Annotated in this window: 11 protein-coding genes; 7 read left to right on the forward strand and 4 right to left on the reverse strand. The window is 58.0% G+C overall.

The window, feature by feature from the left end:
* Positions 1–63: 63 nt before the first annotated feature.
* Positions 64–441: a histone-like nucleoid-structuring protein MvaT gene (gene mvaT / locus AC1RT4_RS14910; RefSeq protein WP_007951234.1), complete on the forward strand. Its 378-nt coding sequence runs from the start codon at positions 64–66 to the stop codon at positions 439–441.
* 101 nt (positions 442–542) lie between these two features.
* Here the strand turns inward: mvaT and sbcB are convergent, their stop codons facing one another.
* Positions 543–1,973, reverse strand: a complete 1,431-nt coding sequence (gene sbcB / locus AC1RT4_RS14915; RefSeq protein WP_493085945.1) for an exodeoxyribonuclease I — start codon at positions 1,971–1,973, stop codon at positions 543–545.
* 180 nt (positions 1,974–2,153) lie between these two features.
* On the opposite strand from sbcB, the gene AC1RT4_RS14920 reads away from it, so the two are divergent.
* The 6 genes from AC1RT4_RS14920 to AC1RT4_RS14945 are packed head-to-tail and all read left to right on the forward strand — an operon-like array spanning position 2,154 to position 8,873.
* Positions 2,154–2,879: an RDD family protein gene (locus AC1RT4_RS14920; RefSeq protein ID WP_074688372.1), complete on the forward strand. Its 726-nt coding sequence runs from the start codon at positions 2,154–2,156 to the stop codon at positions 2,877–2,879.
* Entirely contained in the window at positions 2,876–3,853 is a 978-nt protein-coding gene (locus AC1RT4_RS14925; protein WP_493085947.1) for a stage II sporulation protein M, read from the forward strand. The genes AC1RT4_RS14920 and AC1RT4_RS14925 overlap by 4 nt, the downstream gene beginning before the upstream one ends.
* Positions 3,840–5,384, forward strand: a complete 1,545-nt coding sequence (locus AC1RT4_RS14930; RefSeq protein ID WP_493085949.1) for a DUF4129 domain-containing protein — start codon at positions 3,840–3,842, stop codon at positions 5,382–5,384. The genes AC1RT4_RS14925 and AC1RT4_RS14930 overlap by 14 nt, the downstream gene beginning before the upstream one ends.
* A complete protein-coding gene (locus AC1RT4_RS14935; RefSeq protein ID WP_493085951.1) occupies positions 5,381–6,547 on the forward strand; it encodes a DUF4350 domain-containing protein in 1,167 nt (388 codons plus the stop codon). The genes AC1RT4_RS14930 and AC1RT4_RS14935 overlap by 4 nt, the downstream gene beginning before the upstream one ends.
* Complete coding sequence (locus tag AC1RT4_RS14940; protein ID WP_007951240.1) at positions 6,544–7,545, forward strand: AAA family ATPase; 1,002 nt, start codon at positions 6,544–6,546, stop codon at positions 7,543–7,545. Before AC1RT4_RS14935 ends, AC1RT4_RS14940 begins: the two co-directional genes overlap by 4 nt.
* Positions 7,542–8,873, forward strand: coding sequence for a DUF58 domain-containing protein (locus AC1RT4_RS14945; RefSeq protein ID WP_493085953.1), 1,332 nt, complete (start codon positions 7,542–7,544; stop codon positions 8,871–8,873). The genes AC1RT4_RS14940 and AC1RT4_RS14945 overlap by 4 nt, the downstream gene beginning before the upstream one ends.
* Before the next feature lie 88 nt (positions 8,874–8,961).
* Here the strand turns inward: AC1RT4_RS14945 and AC1RT4_RS14950 are convergent, their stop codons facing one another.
* The 3 genes from AC1RT4_RS14950 to AC1RT4_RS14960 are packed head-to-tail and all read right to left on the reverse strand — an operon-like array spanning position 8,962 to position 21,068.
* Positions 8,962–13,359 carry an Ig-like domain-containing protein gene (locus AC1RT4_RS14950; RefSeq protein WP_493085955.1) on the reverse strand — a complete coding sequence of 1,466 codons (4,398 nt, stop codon included), beginning with the start codon at positions 13,357–13,359 and terminating at the stop codon, positions 8,962–8,964.
* On the reverse strand, positions 13,356–17,462 hold the full coding sequence (locus AC1RT4_RS14955) for a Tc toxin subunit A-related protein (RefSeq protein ID WP_493085957.1): 4,107 nt from the start codon (positions 17,460–17,462) through the stop codon (positions 13,356–13,358). Before AC1RT4_RS14955 ends, AC1RT4_RS14950 begins: the two co-directional genes overlap by 4 nt.
* A 12-nt stretch (positions 17,463–17,474) precedes the next feature.
* The gene (locus AC1RT4_RS14960) at positions 17,475–21,068 is read right to left on the reverse strand and encodes a Tc toxin subunit A (RefSeq protein ID WP_493085959.1); all 3,594 of its coding nucleotides are present in this window, start codon (positions 21,066–21,068) and stop codon (positions 17,475–17,477) included.
* Positions 21,069–21,156 lie beyond the last annotated feature (88 nt).

A 21,156-nucleotide genomic window follows, 5' to 3' on the forward strand; every position in this document is an offset into this window, starting at 1 on the left:
CAGCCTGACTATTATTGCCGCACTGTCCCCTGCCATCGCGCACTTCCACATAAGGTAGTAATCATGTCCTTGATCAACGAATATCGTGCCACCGAAGAAGCTATCAAAGAGCTGCAAGCCCGTTTGAAGAACCTGTCGCAAGACGACAAACTGCAAGCCGAGCTGGAATTCGAAGGCAAACTGCGCACACTGATGGGCGAATATTCCAAATCCCTGCGTGACATCATCGCGCTGCTGGATCCAGAGTCCAAAACCAAAGCACCACGTGGCGGCGCAGCCAAAACTACCGGCACCAAGCGTGCTCGCAAAGTTAAACAATACAAAAACCCGCACAACGGCGAAGTCATCGAAACCAAAGGTGGCAACCACAAAACTCTGAAAGAGTGGAAAGCCAAGTGGGGCGGCGACGTGGTTGAAGGCTGGGCTACCCTGCTGGGCTAAGCCGCAACCCTTGTCGCAGAGCGCTTCTGTGACACAAAAAAACGCCAGCGAATGCTGGCGTTTTTTTATGCCCGGCATTCAAGCGCCGGACATGTTCGATTTCAAAGATCCAAACGTTTGCGCAATGCCTGGACATAGTTCTGCCATTCAACCAACACCTCGGCCTGCATCGGTGCAGCACTAAGCAGCCATTGCTCCATGGCCTCGGCAAAAGATTGCAAGGTATTAGGGGCGCCCCACTCCGGCGCGGACAAGCGTTGCCGGCAAAAGATTTTCCAGCGTTCTTGCTCTTCGAAATTCAACGTATCGGGAAAGTTACGTGCTCGATATCGAAACAACAATTCAGGCAAACGTTCATCATCGAACGGCCATTGCTCTCGCGCCAATTGAGCAGGATCGGTCGTCCTCACTTGCTCACATAAACGACGATCGCGATCACCGATAAATCCGTCGTACAACTGTTGTTCGGGATCTTCACTCGAGGTGAAATCTTCGCTGGCATAAATCGCCGAGACTTTATCTTTCCAAACTTGTTGTGCGTCACTTAGTCGCAATGCACGCGCCTGATACAACGCCATGTCCAGACCCAGACGCTGCTGATCTTCAGCTCTCAGCACCGACAACGGCGCCACCACCGGGCACTTGTTGATGTGAATAAGCTTGAGCGGTACCGGCAACTCGCCTTCGGCCAGGTCGTCCCGCCGGGTATACAGGCGCTGGCGCAACGTTTCGACATCAAGGTCGAGCAGCCCCTGCGGGTCCAGGTGCAGATCACAGACGATCAACGCGTTCTTGTTGCGCGGATGCCAGGCCAGTGGCAGCACCACGCCGACATAACTGCGCGCAGCGGAGAAGCGGCCGGAAATGTGCACCATCGGCTGCAACAGGCGAATCTGATCCATGACCTTCTGTTTGCTGCGCAGCTGGAACAGCCAGTCATACAGCTTCGGCTGCTTCTCGCGGATCAACCGGGCCAGGGCAATGGTGGCGCGCACGTCCGACAAGGCTTCGTGCGCATTGCCGTGATCGATGTTGTTGGCGGCGGTCAGACGTTCGAGCTTGAGCGTCACCTTGCCTTCGTCATCGGTCGGCCAGACCAGACCATCGGGGCGCAATGCGTAGGCAGCACGCACTACATCGATCAGGTCCCAGCGACTGTTGCCGCCCTGCCATTCACGGGCATAGGGATCGAAAAAGTTACGGTACAGGCTGTAGCGGGTCATCTCGTCGTCGAAGCGCAGGGTGTTGTACCCCGCGCCGCAGGTGCCGGGAGCCGCGAGCTGGGCGTGAACCCGAGTCATGAAATCAGCTTCGCTCAAGCCCTGTTCGGCGAGACGGCTCGGGGTAATGCCGGTGATCGCGCACGCCGCCGGGTGCGGCAGGATGTCTTCGCTGGGCTGGCAGTAGAGATTGACCGGCGCGTCGATTTCGTTGAGTTCGTGGTCGGTGCGGATCCCGGCCACCTGCAACGGGCGGTCGCATCGGGGATTGATGCCGGTGGTTTCGTAGTCGTACCAGAAAATGGAAGTCACGGGCGGTTCCTGAACTGAAGATCGGCAAAGTCTAGGCGTTCAAGCGCCGTCGCGGCCAGCGCCGCATCATTCAGTCACCTTTGGTTGAAGGATGTGTATGACATAGTTATGTCGTTTCCCCCCGAGAGACTGCTAGCATCGGACGCACTTGCATCCCGATCCGGCAACATCAGGTAGCCCATGCTCGAGACCACAGCACCGCCAAGGAAAGCACCGCTGGCCCCGCCATTGGATACGCGGCACCAGGTCGAAACGCCGGAAGGCATCGATCTGCCGCTGCGCCCCGCCGGCCTGATGGTGCGTGCCGTGGCGTTCACCATCGATCTGGGGTTGCGCGGGCTGATCCTGGGCCTGCTGCTCATGGTGCTGGCGCTGCTTGGCAAACTCGGTATCGGCCTCGGTTCATTGCTGCTGTTCGTGGTGAGCTGGTGGTACATGGTGTTGTTCGAAGTGCTGCGTCAGGGCCGCTCGCCGGGCAAGCAATGGATGGGCCTGCGGGTGGTGCACGACGATGGCACGCCGGTCGGCTGGTCGGCGTCGCTGCTGCGCAACCTGCTGCGTTTTGTCGACCTGATGCCGTTCGGCTATTTCCTCGGTGCGATCAGTTGTCTGCAACACCCGACCTTCAAACGCCTCGGCGACATCGCTGCCGGCACGCTGGTGATCTACAGCGAACGTCCGCTCAAACGTCCGCAATTGCCCGATGCCGAACCCCGCCGCTCACCGATCCCGCTGACCCTGACTGAACAACGCGCCCTGCTCGCCTTCGCCGAACGCCAGGGTGAACTGTCGACGGCGCGGGTCAACGAACTCGCTGCACTGCTGGCCCAGCCGCTGCACATCAGCGCGCCGAAAGCCGTCGGCGAACTCAACGGCATCGCCCGCGGCCTGTTGGGTCCGACATGAAGCAAAGTCTTTTCGAATCCCGCCACAAGGCCGAATGGGAGCGTTTCACCCTCGCCCTCGAACGACTTGAACGCGGCAAGGACACGTCGCAGGTGGCGGAATTTCCCAAGGCCTATCGGCGACTTTGCCAGCATCTGGCCCTGGCACAGGAACGTGGCTACAGCAGTTTTCTGGTCGACTCGTTGCAACAGCAAGTGCTGCGCGGCCATCAACAGCTTTACCGGCATCGCAGCCAGCTCGGCGCTAACGTGTTGGGCTTCATCCTGGCCGGCTTTCCACGGTTGGTGCGCGCCGAATGGCGCTTCGTGCTGGCCGCCGCCCTGTTGTTCTTCGGCAGCCTGGCCGGTTTCGGTTTACTGGTTTTCCTGTTTCCGGAGCTGGTCTACAACCTGATCCCCGCCGATCAAGTCCGCGAGATGCAGAGCATGTACGACCCCGCCGCCGGCCATCTCGGGCGTTCGGCCGAGCGCGCGGCGAGCGAAGACTGGGTAATGTTCGGTTACTACATCATGCACAACATCGGCATCGCCTTTCAGACCTTCGCCAGCGGTTTGCTGCTGGGAGTGGGCAGTGCGTTTTTCCTGCTCTACAACGGGCTGATCATCGGCGCGGTGGCCGGGCATCTCAGCGAGATCGGCTTCGGCCAGACCTTCTGGTCGTTCGTGATCGGGCACGGTGCGTTCGAACTCAGCGCCATCGCTTTGGCCGGTGCGGCAGGACTGAAACTGGGATGGGCACTGATCGCGCCGGGACGCCTGACACGAATCGAAGCCCTGCAGATTGCGGCGCGCCAGAGCATCCTGCTGGTCTGTGGCGTGATGCTGTTTCTGTTGATAGCCGCGTTTATCGAAGCCTACTGGTCGTCACGCACCGGAATTTCGCCGCAGACCAAATACCTGGTCGGCGCCGGGCTCTGGCTCTGCGTGGCGCTCTATCTGCTGTTCGCCGGAAGGACCCGCCATGCGCCTGAGTGACGCGACCGTAGCGATCCGTCCGCGCACTACCTGGGAGGCCATGGACCTGGGCGTGCTCATGAGTCAGCAACATCGGCGCCTGCTGATGACCAGTTGGGCCATCGTCACCCTGCCGCTGTTCGCGGTGCTCAGCCTGTTGCTGTGGGATTCACCGTCACTCGCCGTGTTCATCTTCTGGTGGCTGAAACCGGCCTACGAACGCCTGCCGCTGTACATCCTGTCCAAGGCGCTGTTCGGCGAAACGCCCACCTTGAAACAGGCCTTGCGCCAATGGCCGCGCCTGCTCAAGCCGCAACTCATCGCCAGCCTGACCTGGCGCCGCTTCAGCCTGAGTCGCAGCTTCCTGCTGCCCGTGCTGCAACTCGAAGGCCTCGGCGGTACTGCCCGCCAGCAGCGTTTGCAGGTACTGCTGCAACGCAATGCCGGCGCCGCGCAGTGGCTGACGATCATCGGCGTGCATCTGGAAACGGCGTTATGGATCGGCCTGATGGTGTTGTTCTACCTGCTTCTGCCACAACAGGTCGAAACCGATTGGGACTGGCAAAGCCTGATCTTCGCGGCCGACTACGAATGGCGCTGGCTGGAGCATCTGACCAATGCGTTCTATGCGCTGATCCTGGTGATCTGGGAACCGGTGTATGTCGCCTGTGGGTTCAGCCTGTATCTGAACCGCCGCACCGTCCTCGAAGCCTGGGACATCGAACTGGTGTTCCGCCGCTTGCGCCAGCGTTTGAACAACAGCGCAATCGGCTTGCTGCTGGTGGTGTGTCTGCTATTGCCGGGCGTGCCTTCAGTCTGGGCTGCCGACCCAGTCACTGCTCCGGATGCACCGCGTCTCTTGAACCAGCCGCTGACCAGCGAGGCGTCCCGCAACAGCATCAAGGCCTTGCTTGAACAATCGCCATTCAAGAACAAGGAAACCGTCACCCGTTATCGCTTTGGCGAAGATCCCGAGGCTGCCGAAAAACCCAGGGAAGGCGAAGCACCACAATGGCTGAAAACCCTGCTCGACTGGCTGGACGGCCGACACCTCGACGGCCTGGCCAAGGCGATTGAAGTCGTGCTGTGGGGCGCAGTGATCATTGGGATTGGCTGGCTGGTCTGGCGTTATCGGGATTTTCTGCAAGCGTTCGTCGGCCGCCGTCCGCGCTTGCCCGAAGCGAACAAAAGGCCCTTGCCGCATCAGGCTTTCGGTCTGGATCTGCAAAAGGAAAGCCTGCCCGATGACATCGCCAGCCATGCGGAACAGCTCTGGCAAACTGAACCGCGCGCTGCACTGGGTCTGCTGTACCGGGCGCTACTCAGTCATCTATTGCACGACTTCAACCTGACCCTGAAACCCGCCGACACCGAAAACGAAGTGCTGGCCCGGATCGAACAGTTGCAGCGTCCGGATCTGCTCACTTATAGCCGTCATCTCACCGGCCACTGGCAGAACATGGCCTACGGGCACCGCGTACCGGCGGCGCATCTGCAACAGGAATTGTGTGAGGGCTGGCGCAACCTGTTCGGCCACGGAGCCAGCCGTTGAACCGGCGCGCGCTCTGGCTTTTGGGTGGCGCGCTGATCGTTGCCCTGCTCGGTGCGCTGGGCATTTATCTGTACCTCAAGGCCACGCCTTACCAGGCCGAGGTCGATCACGGTCCATCACCCGCTGCACAAGCCAATCCTTATCTGGCGGCGGAGATGTTTTTGCGGGAACGCGGGATCGACGTCAGTCATGCTGAAAGCCTCGCCGTGTTGCCCGATATCGATCCGCGCCAGCACACACTGCTGATGTTCAACGACCGCTCGAAAATGACCCCGCGTCAGGTCGATCAGGTTCTGAACTGGGCCCGGGCCGGCGGAAGGCTGGTGTTCGTCGCCGAATCGATCTGGGATGAAAAGACCGGCCAGAGCAACGACCTGCTGCTCGACCGCGTGCAACTGCATCAATCCTTCAGCAAGGATCTCAAGGATCCGCCGCCGGATGCTGCCGAAGACCCCTGGCCCAATCTGACCAAGCTCTATCTGGAAGACGAAGACGCCCCGGCCTATGCCGGGTTCGACACCGCGTTCCACCTCGACGACCCGAAAAACCTCGCCCAGGCCTGGGCCAACAGCGCAAAAGCCACGCACATGATGCAACTGGCTTTCGGCCTCGGCACGATCACCGTGGTCACCGATGCCGATCTATGGAAAACCCCGGCCATCGCACAACACGACAATGCCTGGCTGCTCTGGTACCTCAGCGCCGACACGGCCGTGACCTTGTTGTACAACACCGAACACGACGGTCTGCTGACCCTGCTTTGGCGTTATTTCCCGCAAGCCATCGTCGCCCTGCTGGCGCTGATCGGCCTGTGGCTATGGCATGTCGGCGTGCGTCACGGCCCGGTGCAGGCGCCAGCTCCGAGTGGTCGTCGACAGTTGATGGAACACCTGCGCGCCAGTGCCGATTTCATCCTGCGACACAACGGCCAACAGACCTTGCTGCAAGCGTTGCAGCAGGACGTCCTGCGCCGCGCCCGTCACCGTCATCCCGGTTTCGACCAGTTGAACGTCGCCGAACAATGGCTGGTGCTGTCGCGCCTGACCCGCCAACCGACCCGTGCCATCAGCCAGGCCCTGAGCCCGGGACCGAAGCGGCGTCTGTCCAGCGCCGAATTCTGCCGTCAGGTCGCCCACCTGCAAGCCTTGAGGAACACGCTATGACCGAACACATCGAACCCGGCTCGCCCAGCCACGCGGCCCAGCAACGCCAGCGCGCCAGCCAGTTGGCCCAAGCGGTGCGCGGTGAATTGCAGAAGGCGCTGATCGGCCAGAACGCTGTGATCGACGACGTGCTGACCGCGCTGATCGCCGGCGGTCACGTGCTGCTCGAAGGCGTTCCCGGCCTCGGCAAAACCTTGTTGGTACGCGCCTTGGCGAAATGCTTCGGCGGCGAGTTCGCGCGCATTCAGTTCACCCCGGACCTGATGCCCAGCGACGTCACCGGCCACGCGGTCTACGACCTGCAGACCGAACAATTCAAACTGCGCAAAGGCCCGCTGTTCACCAACCTGCTGCTGGCTGACGAGATCAACCGCGCCCCGGCCAAGACGCAAGCCGCCCTGCTCGAAGCGATGCAGGAACGTCAGGTCACCCTCGAAGGCCGGGCCCTGCCGATCGCTCAACCGTTCATGGTGCTCGCCACGCAAAACCCGATCGAACAGGAAGGCACTTATCCGCTGCCGGAGGCCGAACTCGACCGCTTCATGCTCAAGGTGCGCATGGATTATCCCGACGCCGATCAGGAGCTGGACATGGTGCGTCAGGTCAGCCGCTCGACCCGCGCCGACATGCTCGACGTGCAGCCGCTGCGCACCGTGTTGCAGGCCAAGGACGTGCAAGCCCTGCAACGCATCGCCAGCGATCTGCCGCTGGACGATCAGGTCCTCGACTACGCCGTGCGCCTGGCCCGCAGCACCCGCACCTGGCCGGGGTTGACCCTCGGCGCCGGGCCACGCGCCTCCATCGCACTGGTGCGTTGCGCCCGCGCCCGGGCCTTGTTGCGCGGCGGTGAATTCGTGATCCCGGACGACATCAAGGGCTGCGCACTGGCGGTGTTGCGCCATCGCGTACGCCTTGCACCGGAGCTGGACATCGAAGGGCTGCAAGTCGATCAAGTCCTTCAACAACTGCTCGACCAAGTACCGGCGCCGCGCCTGTGAAACCCTCGCGCCTGCTGTTGATCTGGCTGGCGATCCTGCTGGCCATCGGCATTGTGCTGGGCGCGTTGCAGGCGCTGAACGTCGAGGTGCCTTCGAGCCTGCTGTCGATCAACTGGGGATTGTTGCTGGCGCTGTTGGCGTTGAGCCTGCTGGACGCGCTGCGCCTCAAACGCCTGCCCTCGCCCCGCGTGCAACGACAGATGCCCGGCAGCCTGGCCCTCGGTCGCTGGAGCGAAATCCGGCTGGAAGTCGAACACGACCTCGACCCACCACTGACCATTCAACTCTTCGACCACGAACCCGACGGCCTCAGCCACGAAAACCTGCCGCTTTCCACCGAGCTGCAACCCGGCCAGCGCAGCCTGATCGGCTATCGCCTGCGCCCGCTCAAGCGCGGCCACTTCACCTTCGAAATCTGCGAACTCAACCTGCCGAGCCCCTTGGGCCTGTGGTCCGGCAAACGCCTGCTGAACATCACCGACCACACCCGCGTCTACCCCGACTTCGCCCGCCTTTATGGTGGCCAACTGCTGGCGGTCGACAACTGGCTCAGCCAGCTCGGCGTACGCCAGCGCCAACGCCGTGGCCAAGGGATGGAATTCCATCAACTGCGAGAATTTCGCGAAGGCGACAGCCTGCGCCAGATCGACTGGAAAGCCACCGCCCGCCATCGCACACCGATTGCCCGGGAATACGAAGACGAGCGGGATCAGCAGATTGTTTTCATGCTTGATTGCGGGCGACAGATGCGCAGTCAGGACGGCGAGCTGTCGCATTTTGATCATGCGTTGAATGCGTGTCTGCTGTTGAGTTATGTGGCGCTGCGGCAGGGGGATGCGGTGGGCTTGTCCACCTTCGCCAGCGATCAGCCGCGGTTTATTGCACCGGTCAAAGGTACGGGGCAGCTCAAGGTGTTGCTCAACGGTGTTTACGATCTGGATAGCACGCGGCGTTCGGCGGATTATCCGGCGGCGGTGAATCAGTTGCTGGCCAGACAGAAGCGTCGGGCGTTGGTGGTGATAGTGACTAACTTTAAGGATGACGATGATGAGGCGTTATTGGTTGCTGTCCAGCATTTGAGCCAGCGACACAGAGTTTTGGTGGTATTCCTACGGGAAAGAACACTTGAGGACGTTCGGCTATCACCCGTTCAAACCATTGAACAAGCGCTGAATTATTGCGCGACAGTGGACTACCTCAATGCCCGAATAGAGTTTTATGAAAAGGTAAAAACTCGCGGAGTATCCGTGCTGGATCTGTATCCACGTGAGTTGGAGGCAAATCTACTGTCTCGGTATCTACAGTTGAAGATGGCAGGCGCTTTTTAATCTGCGAGCATCAACAACTCCCTATTCTGAAGGGTTTTGTTGACGCTCCATTAGCCATGCCAGGAATTCGTGATTGGCGATCAGACAACTAGTTAAACTTAACCCAAAACAAAAGATTTCGATCTTTCTGACCACGAACTTCCAACTCAACAAAAGCGTGCGGGCCCAAAGCATTCGTACAGTCAAATATCCAACCCACTCCGTCATTGGCGTCCATCAGCTGATAGTCTATCGTTGGCGGGGTAACCAGCACTCCAATGTCTTGCGCAGGGTAGTAACTACGTTCAGACCAGATCAACCGTACTTCTTTTCCAATATAAAAATTATCAAATGGAAGTAAACGCACCGTATGTATTTGTCCTTTTTCAAAGGCAAAATGTGGCTGAACACGCCCGTCGATCAACAGCGTCAGCGAGTCGCTATGTCGCACCAATCCCGAAAGTGGCAGATCCGGTAGCTGCGGGCTGCTGAACTTCAGTTTGAAACGCCCGATAGGCGAGAACTCGCCGTCAATTGACACCTTCCATTGCATTGGCGACTTATCAAGAACACGTTTCTCTCCCAGTTCCGGATCAAACTTTAATCGCTTGAGCTCTGTATCTTGAACGTCTTCCAGCGCGACACTTACCCACTTCCGCAACCAGCTTTGCTCTGCAAAATGAAGCTCAAGAAAACCGCCCTGCTTATCTTTCGAAAACAACTGGAGCTCTCCATCAACCAGTCCAATGGGAAAACGATCCATTGTAAGCTTGAACTCTCGCTGCCATGTAATCGAGTCTGTTTCCGCTGAAATCTTCATACTCTTCACCTCCCGCCCAATTAGACCACCCTCAACAATTGCATCCAGCCTTCCATCTCGAATCGGAGGAATCCGGAACACCACCCGGCTACAGCCGTCCGCACCAGTTTCTGTTGGTTCAATCTTGATTCCATAGAGTGCCCACTTTACTGAAACATTACGCAGCGGCTTACCTGAATGGGCCGAAATAACCGAGACAGTCGCAGTAACCTCTTGTCCAGGAAGACCGCTCGTCACATCAACGATCAGTTCTTCAATCCGGCGAGGTTCATTCACTGAATAATTCATATAAACAGAAGTCGAGACTGCGCCCCCGACAACGACTGCACGAACAGTGCCTGGTCCAGCGTGTTGGGGGATGAAATCTATTGTCGTCAAACCATGAAAGTTAGTAGTCGTTAATTTTCGCGGCTGCTCCGGTAACTCAAACTCGACCTGCACATTTGCCATCGGCTTGCCGGTCAACGCATTCGTCAATCGAACTTGGAAAACAACAGGCATTCCCCAATCGACAATCTGAAGTGCACCGGTTCTCGCTTCGATGTTCGCGGCGATGGCTTTAGAACCCAATGACATGGGTTGAGGTGGAGACAATTCCAGCAAACGACTGGCGGCCAATCTGACAGACATACTGTGATCCTTGACGCCATCCGCAATGAACGAGCATGTCAGCCCATTTGCCGTCATATCGCGAAACTCACCCAATGGTTCAGTGAACTTGAGTCCGAGCTCGCTTGACCCGGGATTACTCAGACCAAACGCCAGCGCTTGATGGCGCAAGGGATTGTTTTCATCGGCCACAATGCGAAAGTCGAACTCTTCGCCATGCCTCGGAAAAAGAGCGCGTTGCGCCCAAGGTTGATCGAATGAATCTGTGATCAACCGCAGACTTGGCCACGGATCGACCGGCAAGGTATTGAGTTCAAAATGCTGCTCGACCTTTGTTTGATCGTAGAGATTGAGCGCAGTCGCGCTTAAGGCACTGATACCCGCGCTCTGCGACTGTGCGTCATACACTGACCAGCCATTTGAATCTGTCGGAGTGCTAACTGGACCTGCACTCCCCACCCGCCATCCAATCAGCGAAGACTCGACCGGCCGTTCGGCAAATGCCGAGTAGAACTGCGCTTGCACTCGCGCACGCTGTCCCTTGCTTAACACCGGATCAATGGCCGGTCCGCGAGCGGCAACTACTTTGATTTTATTGTGGCCCAGTTTCAATTGAGTCTGCGCCGTTAGCGACTCATCACCGATCATGACGGTCTCGGTCAACGTCATCTCGGCATTGGCCGAGCTATCGGCTAAATCCATTTCCCTGCGTGCGCCCCCCGCTGTCATGACAACATCAGTTGGCAATGGTGGGGTGATTATCAGCCCGGCGGGCATCGGTGAAACGGTGGTCTTCACCGGCAATCCGTGCAAAGCACTGATCCCTTTTGGCATCAGTGCATATTGGTGAGTAGCCCAGTGGCAAAGGTAAAGCGTGTCGATACCCGGTACAGCCGAAACATGATCAAGCATCACGAGGGATTCTGTTTCGAGCTTTTCATGCAACAGCCGCAGAGGGAGTTCGCACTCTTGCGCCAAGTGAGAACTGCTGAACACCAGACTTGCCAGTCCACTGACATCGGCTAATGAACCTATCAACCATTCGAGACCATCAAGCCCCATTGAACGGGATACACCCGGCAACGGATCCATATCGAATCCCGGCAGGGCTGGCACTCGTTTACCCCAACCCAGAGCAATCGACCTGCCGATAAAGGTACTGCCCTCAACAGGGTCAATGCGCAAGTTATGCGTCCTGCCTCGTCGGCAGACTGCACCCAGCAACACCCGATCAAGCGGCTTCCCGTCCAGAGAAACTCTGACTTGCCCGTTCCAGGAGCTGGTTGCCACTGATTCGATGGAAAATGAATGTTCCTGCACAGGAGCATCCTCGTGACGCTGGACTTGCGCAGTAATAGGGTAGTCACCGGCAACGGTTGGCCGATTATCCACACTCGCCCAGCCATCCACTCCCGTGAGGGATTTGACCCTACCGGTCGGTGTATAAAACTCGACCTCGACATTGCTGACAGGTTGTCTGTCGCGCCTTTGCACTTTCACCATGCACGTAACGACGTCGCGCTCGCCCACCACCGGCGATTTGTTCGGCCCCCAGGTCTCGCCGATCTCGATTCTGTTGTAAGCCAGCGACAGGGCATTGCCTGGCGATAAATGCTGCAACCCGGAACAACCGAGGGCCCAGTAAAACTGGCCGTCGCGCTTGTCCTCGAAGTTCGTTGTCCAGAGGACTGTACCGTCAACTACAGGCGCAGGAGCCCCGAAGTCCGGTTGAGCGGTTGCTCCGACGTCCTCTGGAGAATCACCACGTGCCCAGATCAGGAAAAACTTGGCGTTGCTCAGAGGATGCCCCGCCGGTATGTCCAGATTGACGAGGAAGCGCTCACCGCGTTCCGGATAGCGGGTCTTCGCCCCCCAGACGGCCGGTGCCCCACCATCGAACCGAGCCTGAAAGGTTTTGAACGGATCTATAGCAAACGCCTGAATCTCGAAGGTTTGCGTCGCTTCGCCATCGTCGGACAAAGGGCTGGCAACCACGGCGATAACCCTGCTCACCCCCTCCTCGGTTGGCGTGTGCCGATACGTCGCACAACCTTGAGCATCAGTGAGTGCCCGGTGCAGAACCTTCCCGGCCTTACCCTCTACCCGCCAGACCACCTCACTCGCAACCGGTGCATGGGTATAGGAGGATCTGACCTGAACCTGCAGCTCCACCCATTGGTTGTACTCGATGACCGGGCACGTCTCGGCCTGTTTGAGCACGAGCAGCTCCAAGAGGTGATGCCCCCAGGAAACCAACAGCGGACACGCCGGCGCCGAGTATTTGCTGTAAATCTTCGCCTCCAGTTCACGAGGCGCTTCGCCTGACACGTCTGGAGAATCCAGTAACCAGTGCAGACTGATGAGCTGAGATTTTCCCAACTTGGGCTGGGCGGTAATGGCCTCCATCGGGTTGGTGTCAAACCACAGGTTGGCCTTGAGATCTTTCCAAACACTGCGCGGATGAACCTCAAACGAAACCTTGTGATGTTGATCCCCGGTAGCCCCCAGGCAGATCGGGACGACGTTGCCCGCGTCGAAACGTTTGCCATCAATGAGAACGGCCAACAGCCCCAACTCAGGAAGATTCAGCCTTATCTCTATCCCGGTCAGACGAATTTCCACAGAGTTGGGTTCGCCCACAGCCCTTGCCGGGCTTCTCAAATAGATCTCCAGCTCATCACCCGCTTGTAAACCCAGCCTGTCCGGCAAATCCTCCTGCCTCTCGATCAGATCAATCGTCAAAGGATCGACATCCTGCAACTCTGGTTTCGTCGGCAATTCGATTTCGAGCTTTTCGTTACTCTCCCTTTTGTTGACAACCACTAGCCCGGGCGATGACGAATAGGTGTTCTCGTAAAGAAAACGCAGGCTATAACGGACCGCCTCCTGCTGTCCGATCGGCACGATCATCCTTTGCCGAACCGCCGCGCGGTGGGTCAGCGCCATGTACGATACGTTACCGTCGTTCCGGATTTGGACGCCACTCGGATTGTCCACATCCTCCCAGTGGTCATAGCTCTCAGTCATGTCGCCGTTCATCACGAAGTTGTGATCCGTGTCGATGTCTCTTTCGCTCATGATTGCGTCCTCTTAGCCTCGACCTTGCGCTCAGCCTCGTTCACCAGCTCCTGTACTTTTCTGGAGAAAGCCAGATCCCCAACCTTGGCGGTGTAAAACACCTTGATCACGATATCGGTCAGCGATAACAGCATCGGCTCTCGCTTCAAGTGCCAGGGAAACACGATCCGCCAGCGCGAGACGGCACCGGTGTTTTCGAACGGCAGCGTCATGCCTTCGTCAGCTCTAAGCGAAACCACACCGGTATCATCCAGCCCGGTGGACAGGGAGACCTGCTGCCCGCTGCTCAGGTTGATCAGCACATCGACAGGCGCAACGCCCTCACCGGAGTGCAGATACTCCAAAGACTCGTTCGACGGTTTTGTGGCGATATAGCTGCCGACCTGGATCAGATTCGCCACCACATTTTCGAAGGGACCGGTGAGCAACGGCAGACTGACTTCAACGCGAGAAATCTGGCGGCAGTAATGATCGTGGTAGTCGCGATCGAACAGCAGCTGGATCAGCCCGAAATCCAGTGTGCCCTCATTCTGCAAGTGCTTCAGCGCATCATCCCAGTCGTCAAAACCCTTTGGCCGGGTCGCCGGATCATTGAACAGCCTTTGTAGCGAAACGGTCTTGACGATTTCCTGGCGTCGCTCATTGCGTTGCAAATATTCCGACCGCATTCGCAACAGACCGGCCTGCAATGTCGCGCCAGCCGTCAAGCCGCGCCGCTGGTCATGCCAGACATCGGTATCCAGTCGATAGGCATCGAACTCACAGGTTTCCGCTCGCAAGGCTGTCTGAGCGCTCAAGCACAGTGCAACAGCGGCGTCATACGCCTGAAAGTGCAGGGTCTGCAGTTGCCCCATCAGCCACTGGTAAAGTTCCAGATTGGTCGCCCGGGTCTGCAGGAACTCGAACAGATTGAGCGCCTGGCTATTCACGGCAAGAGTGTGTTCCAGATTGATCCTTGCGGCATTGATGGCCCGTTCCTGGCCCGCAATCTGGGCACTGATCGCATTCTTTTCAGCAGTGGCCTGATTACGCAGCAACAGCCATTCCTCTTGGCGACGACGATAGTTTTCGGAGGTGGCCGTCTTGTCGGCCTTGGCGCGCTGCACGTCTGCAGCGATCTGGAAACCAAACCCCACGGCGCTTACCAGGTGACCTGGCTCATGACCACCACTGGCCAATCCGAAAATGTTGGGGAGCGCATGCATGACTGACGCCCCCATTTGAAAGCCGGTGGCCAGAGAAACGAAGCCCGAAGCAGCTTCAATATGCTCTATGACTTTGGACTCATCGGAAGAAATGGGCTTTTTGTACAGGTCGGTGTAGTGCCGCTCACGCTCTTCGGCCATGGTTCTGCTGTGCTGCAACGCGGTAAGGCTCTCGACCTCACGTGCAATGGATTCTTCCTGTGCCCGACGAGCGAATTCGCCCAGCTCAGTCAAATGGCGTTGCTGCAATGTTTCCTGCTGGACACGATCCTGATGTTCAAGCAGACGCTGTACTTCGTTCCCCAGCTCCTGCAAGTGCTGCACGATCTGCAACGCTGCATCGAACAGTACGTTCCAGCGATAGACCGCCACTCGCAACTGTCCGCCCATCGGTCGCACCGGTCCCGCGTTACCGGCTGCCAGGCGGCTCAACAATTCCCTTGGATCCATGGCGGTAAAAAGAGGGATGGACGCAAGCTTGCCGTCGATTGTTCGACCATGACGAATGTTGTCGATACGTTGATCAGGCAGGTCAAAGAACGTCAGCAAGCGCGGGCTGACCGGTATCTTGAAAGAACGCGTGCCGTAGACACCCAAATTCTGAGTACGCGCAGCCCTGACAGGTAAATCCTCTGCTCGCAGCTGCAGTGTCTTTTCAAAATCCGCGAGGGCCGGTCGGGTCTGCATCTCCTTCACGAGATCACCCAGTTCCCTGGCAACCCAGCGATTGACGCTACGGGTATCCGGCCTCGCACCCATCAGCGATCGGGCCCGGACATACTGCAGTTTGGCGGCCGTCAGGCTGTCTCGCGTCATCTGGCGATAGAGCCAGTCGCCCCAGGCGATGAGGTTGTTCACGTAGTCGAGGAAAATCACGATCTTGTAGTGCCAAGGCGATGAATAGGCGATGGCATCCGCATCCCCCGTTGCGGAGACTTCATAGCAATAGCTGATATCGGGCTTTTTCACGTCCAGAGGCCGGCAATGCCAGTATTGCGGTCTTGCCGGAGTATCACCCTGCGCCGGTTTCGTGGGCGACTGCGGCTCGAATATGAAATGCAGCCAGCGCTGGGCCGCTTCAAAACGGTTCTCGTCACGCAGCCGGGCGGCAATCAGGTGCGGCAGGTGAAAAAACAGCTCCCAGAAAAACAGACCGTTGGCGCCGTCAAACGAGCCGTTCGGCTCGATCTGGTTTTCGGGCAAAGGCGGTTCCTTCGGAAACTGCGTCGCCCAGTCAAGCAAAGTCCCGATCGATTTACTGGAGGCCAGCACAAGTTCGTGCCCGATCAACGTATTGAGCCGGACGTATTTCAACTTCAAAACGGTTGCCGGTTGGTTGAAGGCCAGAAACTGGGCGCCCTGCGCATCGGTGTCATGGATATACGGCAATGGCCCATGATCACCGAGCGTGGCGGGGACCCTCAGGACGAGGGTTCGCTCACCGTTGCTTGCGGCGCCTGTCAGCGTCACGGTGATTGTGCTGCTGTTGAACGCCGACCGCTTGATTTCCAGCCATTTGGTTGCCCATCCACCGGAAGACGGGTACTTGTCAGTCAATGGCTGCGGGTCGGTACCGGTGGAGAACTTGATGGCCAGCGTGAAATCGATCCCAGTGCCATCGCCACGTGAGACATGAGCACAATACCCCTGAACCCAGAATGAGTGCTCAGTAGGGCTGTTGCGCACGATATAAGCCTTGATCCCCAGATACTCAGCCAGCGTACCGGGCGTGGTGATCTGGCTTTCAACGGACGGAAACAGCTTCGGCTGCATCTTCTGCTGAAGCGTACGGCGCTCGACAAACAAGTGATTGGCCAGGTAATCCATGACCGCCGTTTCGTCCTTCACCTTGCGAAACAGCGAGTCACGGGTTTCATAGATAGCGACAGACAGCACTGACGACGTACCGACTTTGGGTTGGGCATTGGTCACATGTACCGCCAGCCTTCCCTTGGGATACGAGGTATCGATCTCGTCGCGCAAAATCACCGCAACCAACCGGCACCCCTTCGAAACGTCCTTGTCCGTCTGCAGCAGATGCAAGCGAAAGGGTGGCGACCAACTGTCGTCCAGCGCGATGAACGCCACCAGGACTTCCAGCTCATGGAGGTTTTGCAGTTTACCCTCGTTATCGAAAACGCCCGGGCGCCATTGGACCCAGACCATACATGGCCGGCCTTCCCAAAAGACCATCCGACAGTCCAGCACGGTGTCATCGGTGGGAATGTCGGCAGGTTTCCATTCTCGCCAGGCAGTCGGGTTGACCGATGGCGAGTCGACGGCGAGTTCAATGTGCGCTTCACGCCAGAACCAGTCATAAGGTGCAACGCGTTGCCTGCCCACCAGGTAATAACGCGTGTCCAGCGGATTGGCACCATCCAGATAACCGGTCTCGACTTTCAGATTGCACCTTTCTTCAAAGCTGCGCAGGTAGCGCTGTGCGCCCTTGAGCACCGAATCGTCAGTGATCGCGGTCTGATTCACATGACTCTCAAGAGCCCTGAACAACTCGGTTTTACGGATGCGCACATAAGGCGTGATGTAATCCTCAGGTTTGCACAACAGCAGCATGCTTGCCGACCATGGCCCGTAACTGCCCGCGAGCTCCCACTCTTCCACAAATTTAGGATCGAACTCCCGCCCGTCGTACCCCGGTTCGAGTTTCTGGAACACCGCATGGATGTAGGCCTGCAAACAGCTCACGGCCTCCGCCACCCACGAGGTTTCAATCTCGTCGCTGTCCAGCGGGTCGGAGCGCAGCCATTCCCAGAGCTCATCCGCCGATTGGGTATTCATCGGAAAGGGATGACCGGCCTTGTCATGCTTTGCGTGAAGACAGAAATCAATCAACGCATTGCGACGCAGGGCTGACAGCTCACCTGAGGTTTTGTTGAGCATCACCGTCTCCTGTCACTGTTTGCGTTGCTTGCGGGGCACTGGCACTCGCCGGCGCGCAGGAAGGGCTTCGACAAACTTCACATCGCGAAACGTAACGGACGTCGAATTTTCAGCCGTCGCTTTGACCTTCACGGTAAGCGGCTCGGCACTGGTGAATGTCACCTCGGTGCCTCCTTGCCGGTCAGTCACAGTCTTGATCTCACCCTCAGGCAGCGGATCGAGCTTCCAGGTCACCGATTCGCCTTCGATGGGGTTGTCGTAGTCGTCCAGAGCGATGGCGCGGTAGGTCACCGGCGTTCCGATCAGCACCGTTCTGTCGGGCACGGGGAAAGAGTTTTGGGATCTCAAATGGAGTGAGGCCATATCCGGACCGATCTCGATCCTCGGTGCGGCCGTTTCCTCACCCAGATCCAGCCAGAAAACGGGAGTGACGCTGCCCATCCGGCTGTCCGGGAAAAACTTCACCGTCGCCGTGCCGTTGATGCCGGTGGTGATCATTGAAGGTTCAAACCGGCCCAGCGTGGTGGCGCAATGGACATTGACGTTCAATCGCGGCTGGCCTTCGCGGTTCTCTACCATTACGGTAAATTTGGCAGACTCGCCCGGTTTGTTGGCGATCAACCTGAGGGGATCGGGCCTCGTCGTCCAGCGCACGATCACGTCCAGCCCCACGGCCATGACGTCGTCAGCATAAGTCGGTTCGGCCGTGGTCGTCAGGCTGGCTCTGACAAGGTTTGCGACGTACTCATAGTCGGCATATTCGCTGTCCGGTGGCAGCTTCCCGAGCTCGAGGAGTGTCCTGGCACTCTGACCGGTCTTTTGGGCAAACAAGCGAATGCGTGTCAGCACATCGAGCTGTTGCAGGGTCACGACCAAACCTTTCGACGGATTCACATGGACAGCGCAGATGCGCACCTCATCCACGCTCCAGTTGAACAGCTCGGCGAGCCACTTCGCGGCACGCTCCTGAACCAGCACAAGACCGTGATTGCTCAGGTTGGTCGGCAACGCGTTAATGCGGCGCAGGTAGTCAACCAGCCTCGTTTCCGGCTGATCGCTCATGCCCAGGGCACGTTTGTAGACGGTCAGGTAATACAGTGTTGAAAGGTCGAATGTGTCGGTCGAATTCAGACCGAACCATTGGTGATACCCGGTCGCGATGAAGTGAGTGAGGAACTCGACGCTGAGTTCCAGCCTCGCGACCACGGCGCTGCGTCTCGAGAACTCGGCCAACACCTGCAGAACAGGATCGCTCGGAGGACCCTCCCGCCGCAGCACAGTACCGCTGTCCTTTAAAGCTTCCGGCAATGCAAGCACTTGAGCCAATACGAAATGCACATTTGCGCCGGACCAGCCAAGCACCCGCAGAACCAGATCCGGCTTCAGGCCGCTAAACGCAGCCAACCCTTCCTGCACCATACTGTTCTGACTGGCGCGGCAACGCAGCACGACCGCCAGAATCAGCTCCACCAGACCTGTATTGAGGCTCCCCGTCTCCGACACCACGACCCGCTCCGTCATTTCCCGGGCATAGGCTTCGTAGGTCTGATTTGCTGATTCAACAAAATCACGAATCAGTCCCTGTTCGTCAATCAACGCCCTCAACGCCCGCAACCACTGGCGATTGTTCGACAAGGGTTCGATACCAGCCATTTTCAGTACTTCTTCCGTCACCCGAGCCACCGGGACCTGCCGACGCCATTGATCGAACAGCGAGAGTTGTCTTTCATCGGGCCGGCTCGGCGGCCAGACTGTTGCTTGTTGCACCACCCAGTGCATCGGTAACTGCACGGACTGAGCCCATTGCACGCCATCCTTCAACGCATGCATCACACTCAGTACGTCCGGCTTATCAGCTAATTGTTGGTTGTTGATCTGCGGCACGCCGGCCAGTGTGTTCACCCAGACCAGACCTCCCTTCAGGTTCAACAACAGGACCGCCTCGATCGGAGTAATCCCCAGTAACCGAGGCAGCCTGACCATGCGATAAAAACTGGACACGATCAGCAAGCTGCATTTGAGCTCAGTCAGGCCGTGAGCGGCGGCAATCAGGTTGGCGAGGTAAAAATAGGTTTCCAGATCAATGCCCAGACCTGCGCACAATCGCTTGACCGTAAGCAGATCAGCGGCGGTCACGGGAATCACCGGGAAGATTCGGTCATCAAGTTTCAAAGGACGAGAACCGGTGACACCACTGTTGAAAACTCGATCATATTGGGCACGCTCCGTACCGCGCCCGAATACGGAAAGCGGCCCGATAAAGGCGGCGAAGTCTTCTGCGGTGCATCCAAAGACCTCCCGCAGTTCCTGGAACAGGCCGAGAGCTCGCAGAGTATTGGCTGTGATCCAGTAGCGAGAGGGGGTCGGCGAGGGCACTTCAGCGAGCATTGCCGCAACGATCACTCGATCGGTTTCGTGACTGGCCAACTGCAACCAGTCAGTCAGTCGCACTATACGATGGGCACGTTCAACCCGGCCGGGCTCCATATTCTCGAAACGATTGAGCAGTTCCACGTCGGAATTGACGATGCTGATGGGCGGGGCCTTGGCCTCGTGAACAAAGACAGACCAATGGTCCTTGCCTGTTACAGGGCCCGTGATGAAATCCGGCGCATTTTCGGACAGGAAGGGAGTAAAACCTTCAATCGAAAGCAATGCCTCAAGCCCCGGCGTATCCAGTTTCATTCTTTCATTGAAAACGTGGACGAGCCTCAGATTACCAACCGAAATTCCCTTGAGACCGAGGTATTTCCGGTAGAACTCGTCCGCCCCGCCTGGAAAATAACTCGCCTCGGTCAGGATTGTCCGCTGCGATGGGCTCAACCGTGTTGCTTGAACGAGGGCGTCATCCGACTTGTCGCTCCACGGTGCCGAACGAAGAAAGTACGGATACTGCAAATCGCACAGGCGCACCACGCTGCCCACCGATTCGCCATGCCCCTTCAGTACATGATCGAGCGTGACCCATGGCCAGTGAAAGGGCAGTTCACGAGGAAATGCACTCTGGTTCAATGCCTCGTCGAGGTTTTGAATGGGCCCCAGCGTGGCGGTGATGAAGTGTTCCATGATGTGGCTGATGACTTCCACCGACGACACTGCACCATGAACCGCGTTGACATCGATCAACAGTTTTTCGAGGTCCGTACGTCGGTCAACCAGCGGAAAGTCCTCGCCATCGGTCACGCCCAGCCGATGCATTGCCCAATGCAGAAGGAATGCCAGATACGCCGCAGGCGAATGAATGGCTTCGATCGCGTTCGGCGGGCACAAAGTGTCGAATTTCGGCTCGAACAACAAGGTGTAATTCGGACCGTTATTGAGCCCCGTACGCGCAACAGCCCTGACATCTATGGCGGTCGACTGGTGCTCGATGAACTGCCGCAATACCACGGTCGACAGCACATTGAGGCGCTGCTGGAACTCCCCGGCCTGCTGCCGGTTCAGGCCAAAATCGTGCATCAACCCGTCGACGCCTTTCTGCGCCAGTACGGCAACCGATCCCCCCGCCTTGAAAAAACGTGTCAGTGCCGTCGTGGACGAACGTTTGGGTTTACCGACCGCTTGAGTGAACATCTTCTGAGCGATCTGAGCGGGAGAGCGGTTCATGTTGATGCTCCTGGGTCCGAAACGGTTTCCAGTGAAGGAACGGCGCATTTCGCATGGTGCCTGCAAAGGATTTGGCGTCATTGAGCGG

The organism is Pseudomonas sp. GW821-FHT11D10, from assembly GCF_058808435.1.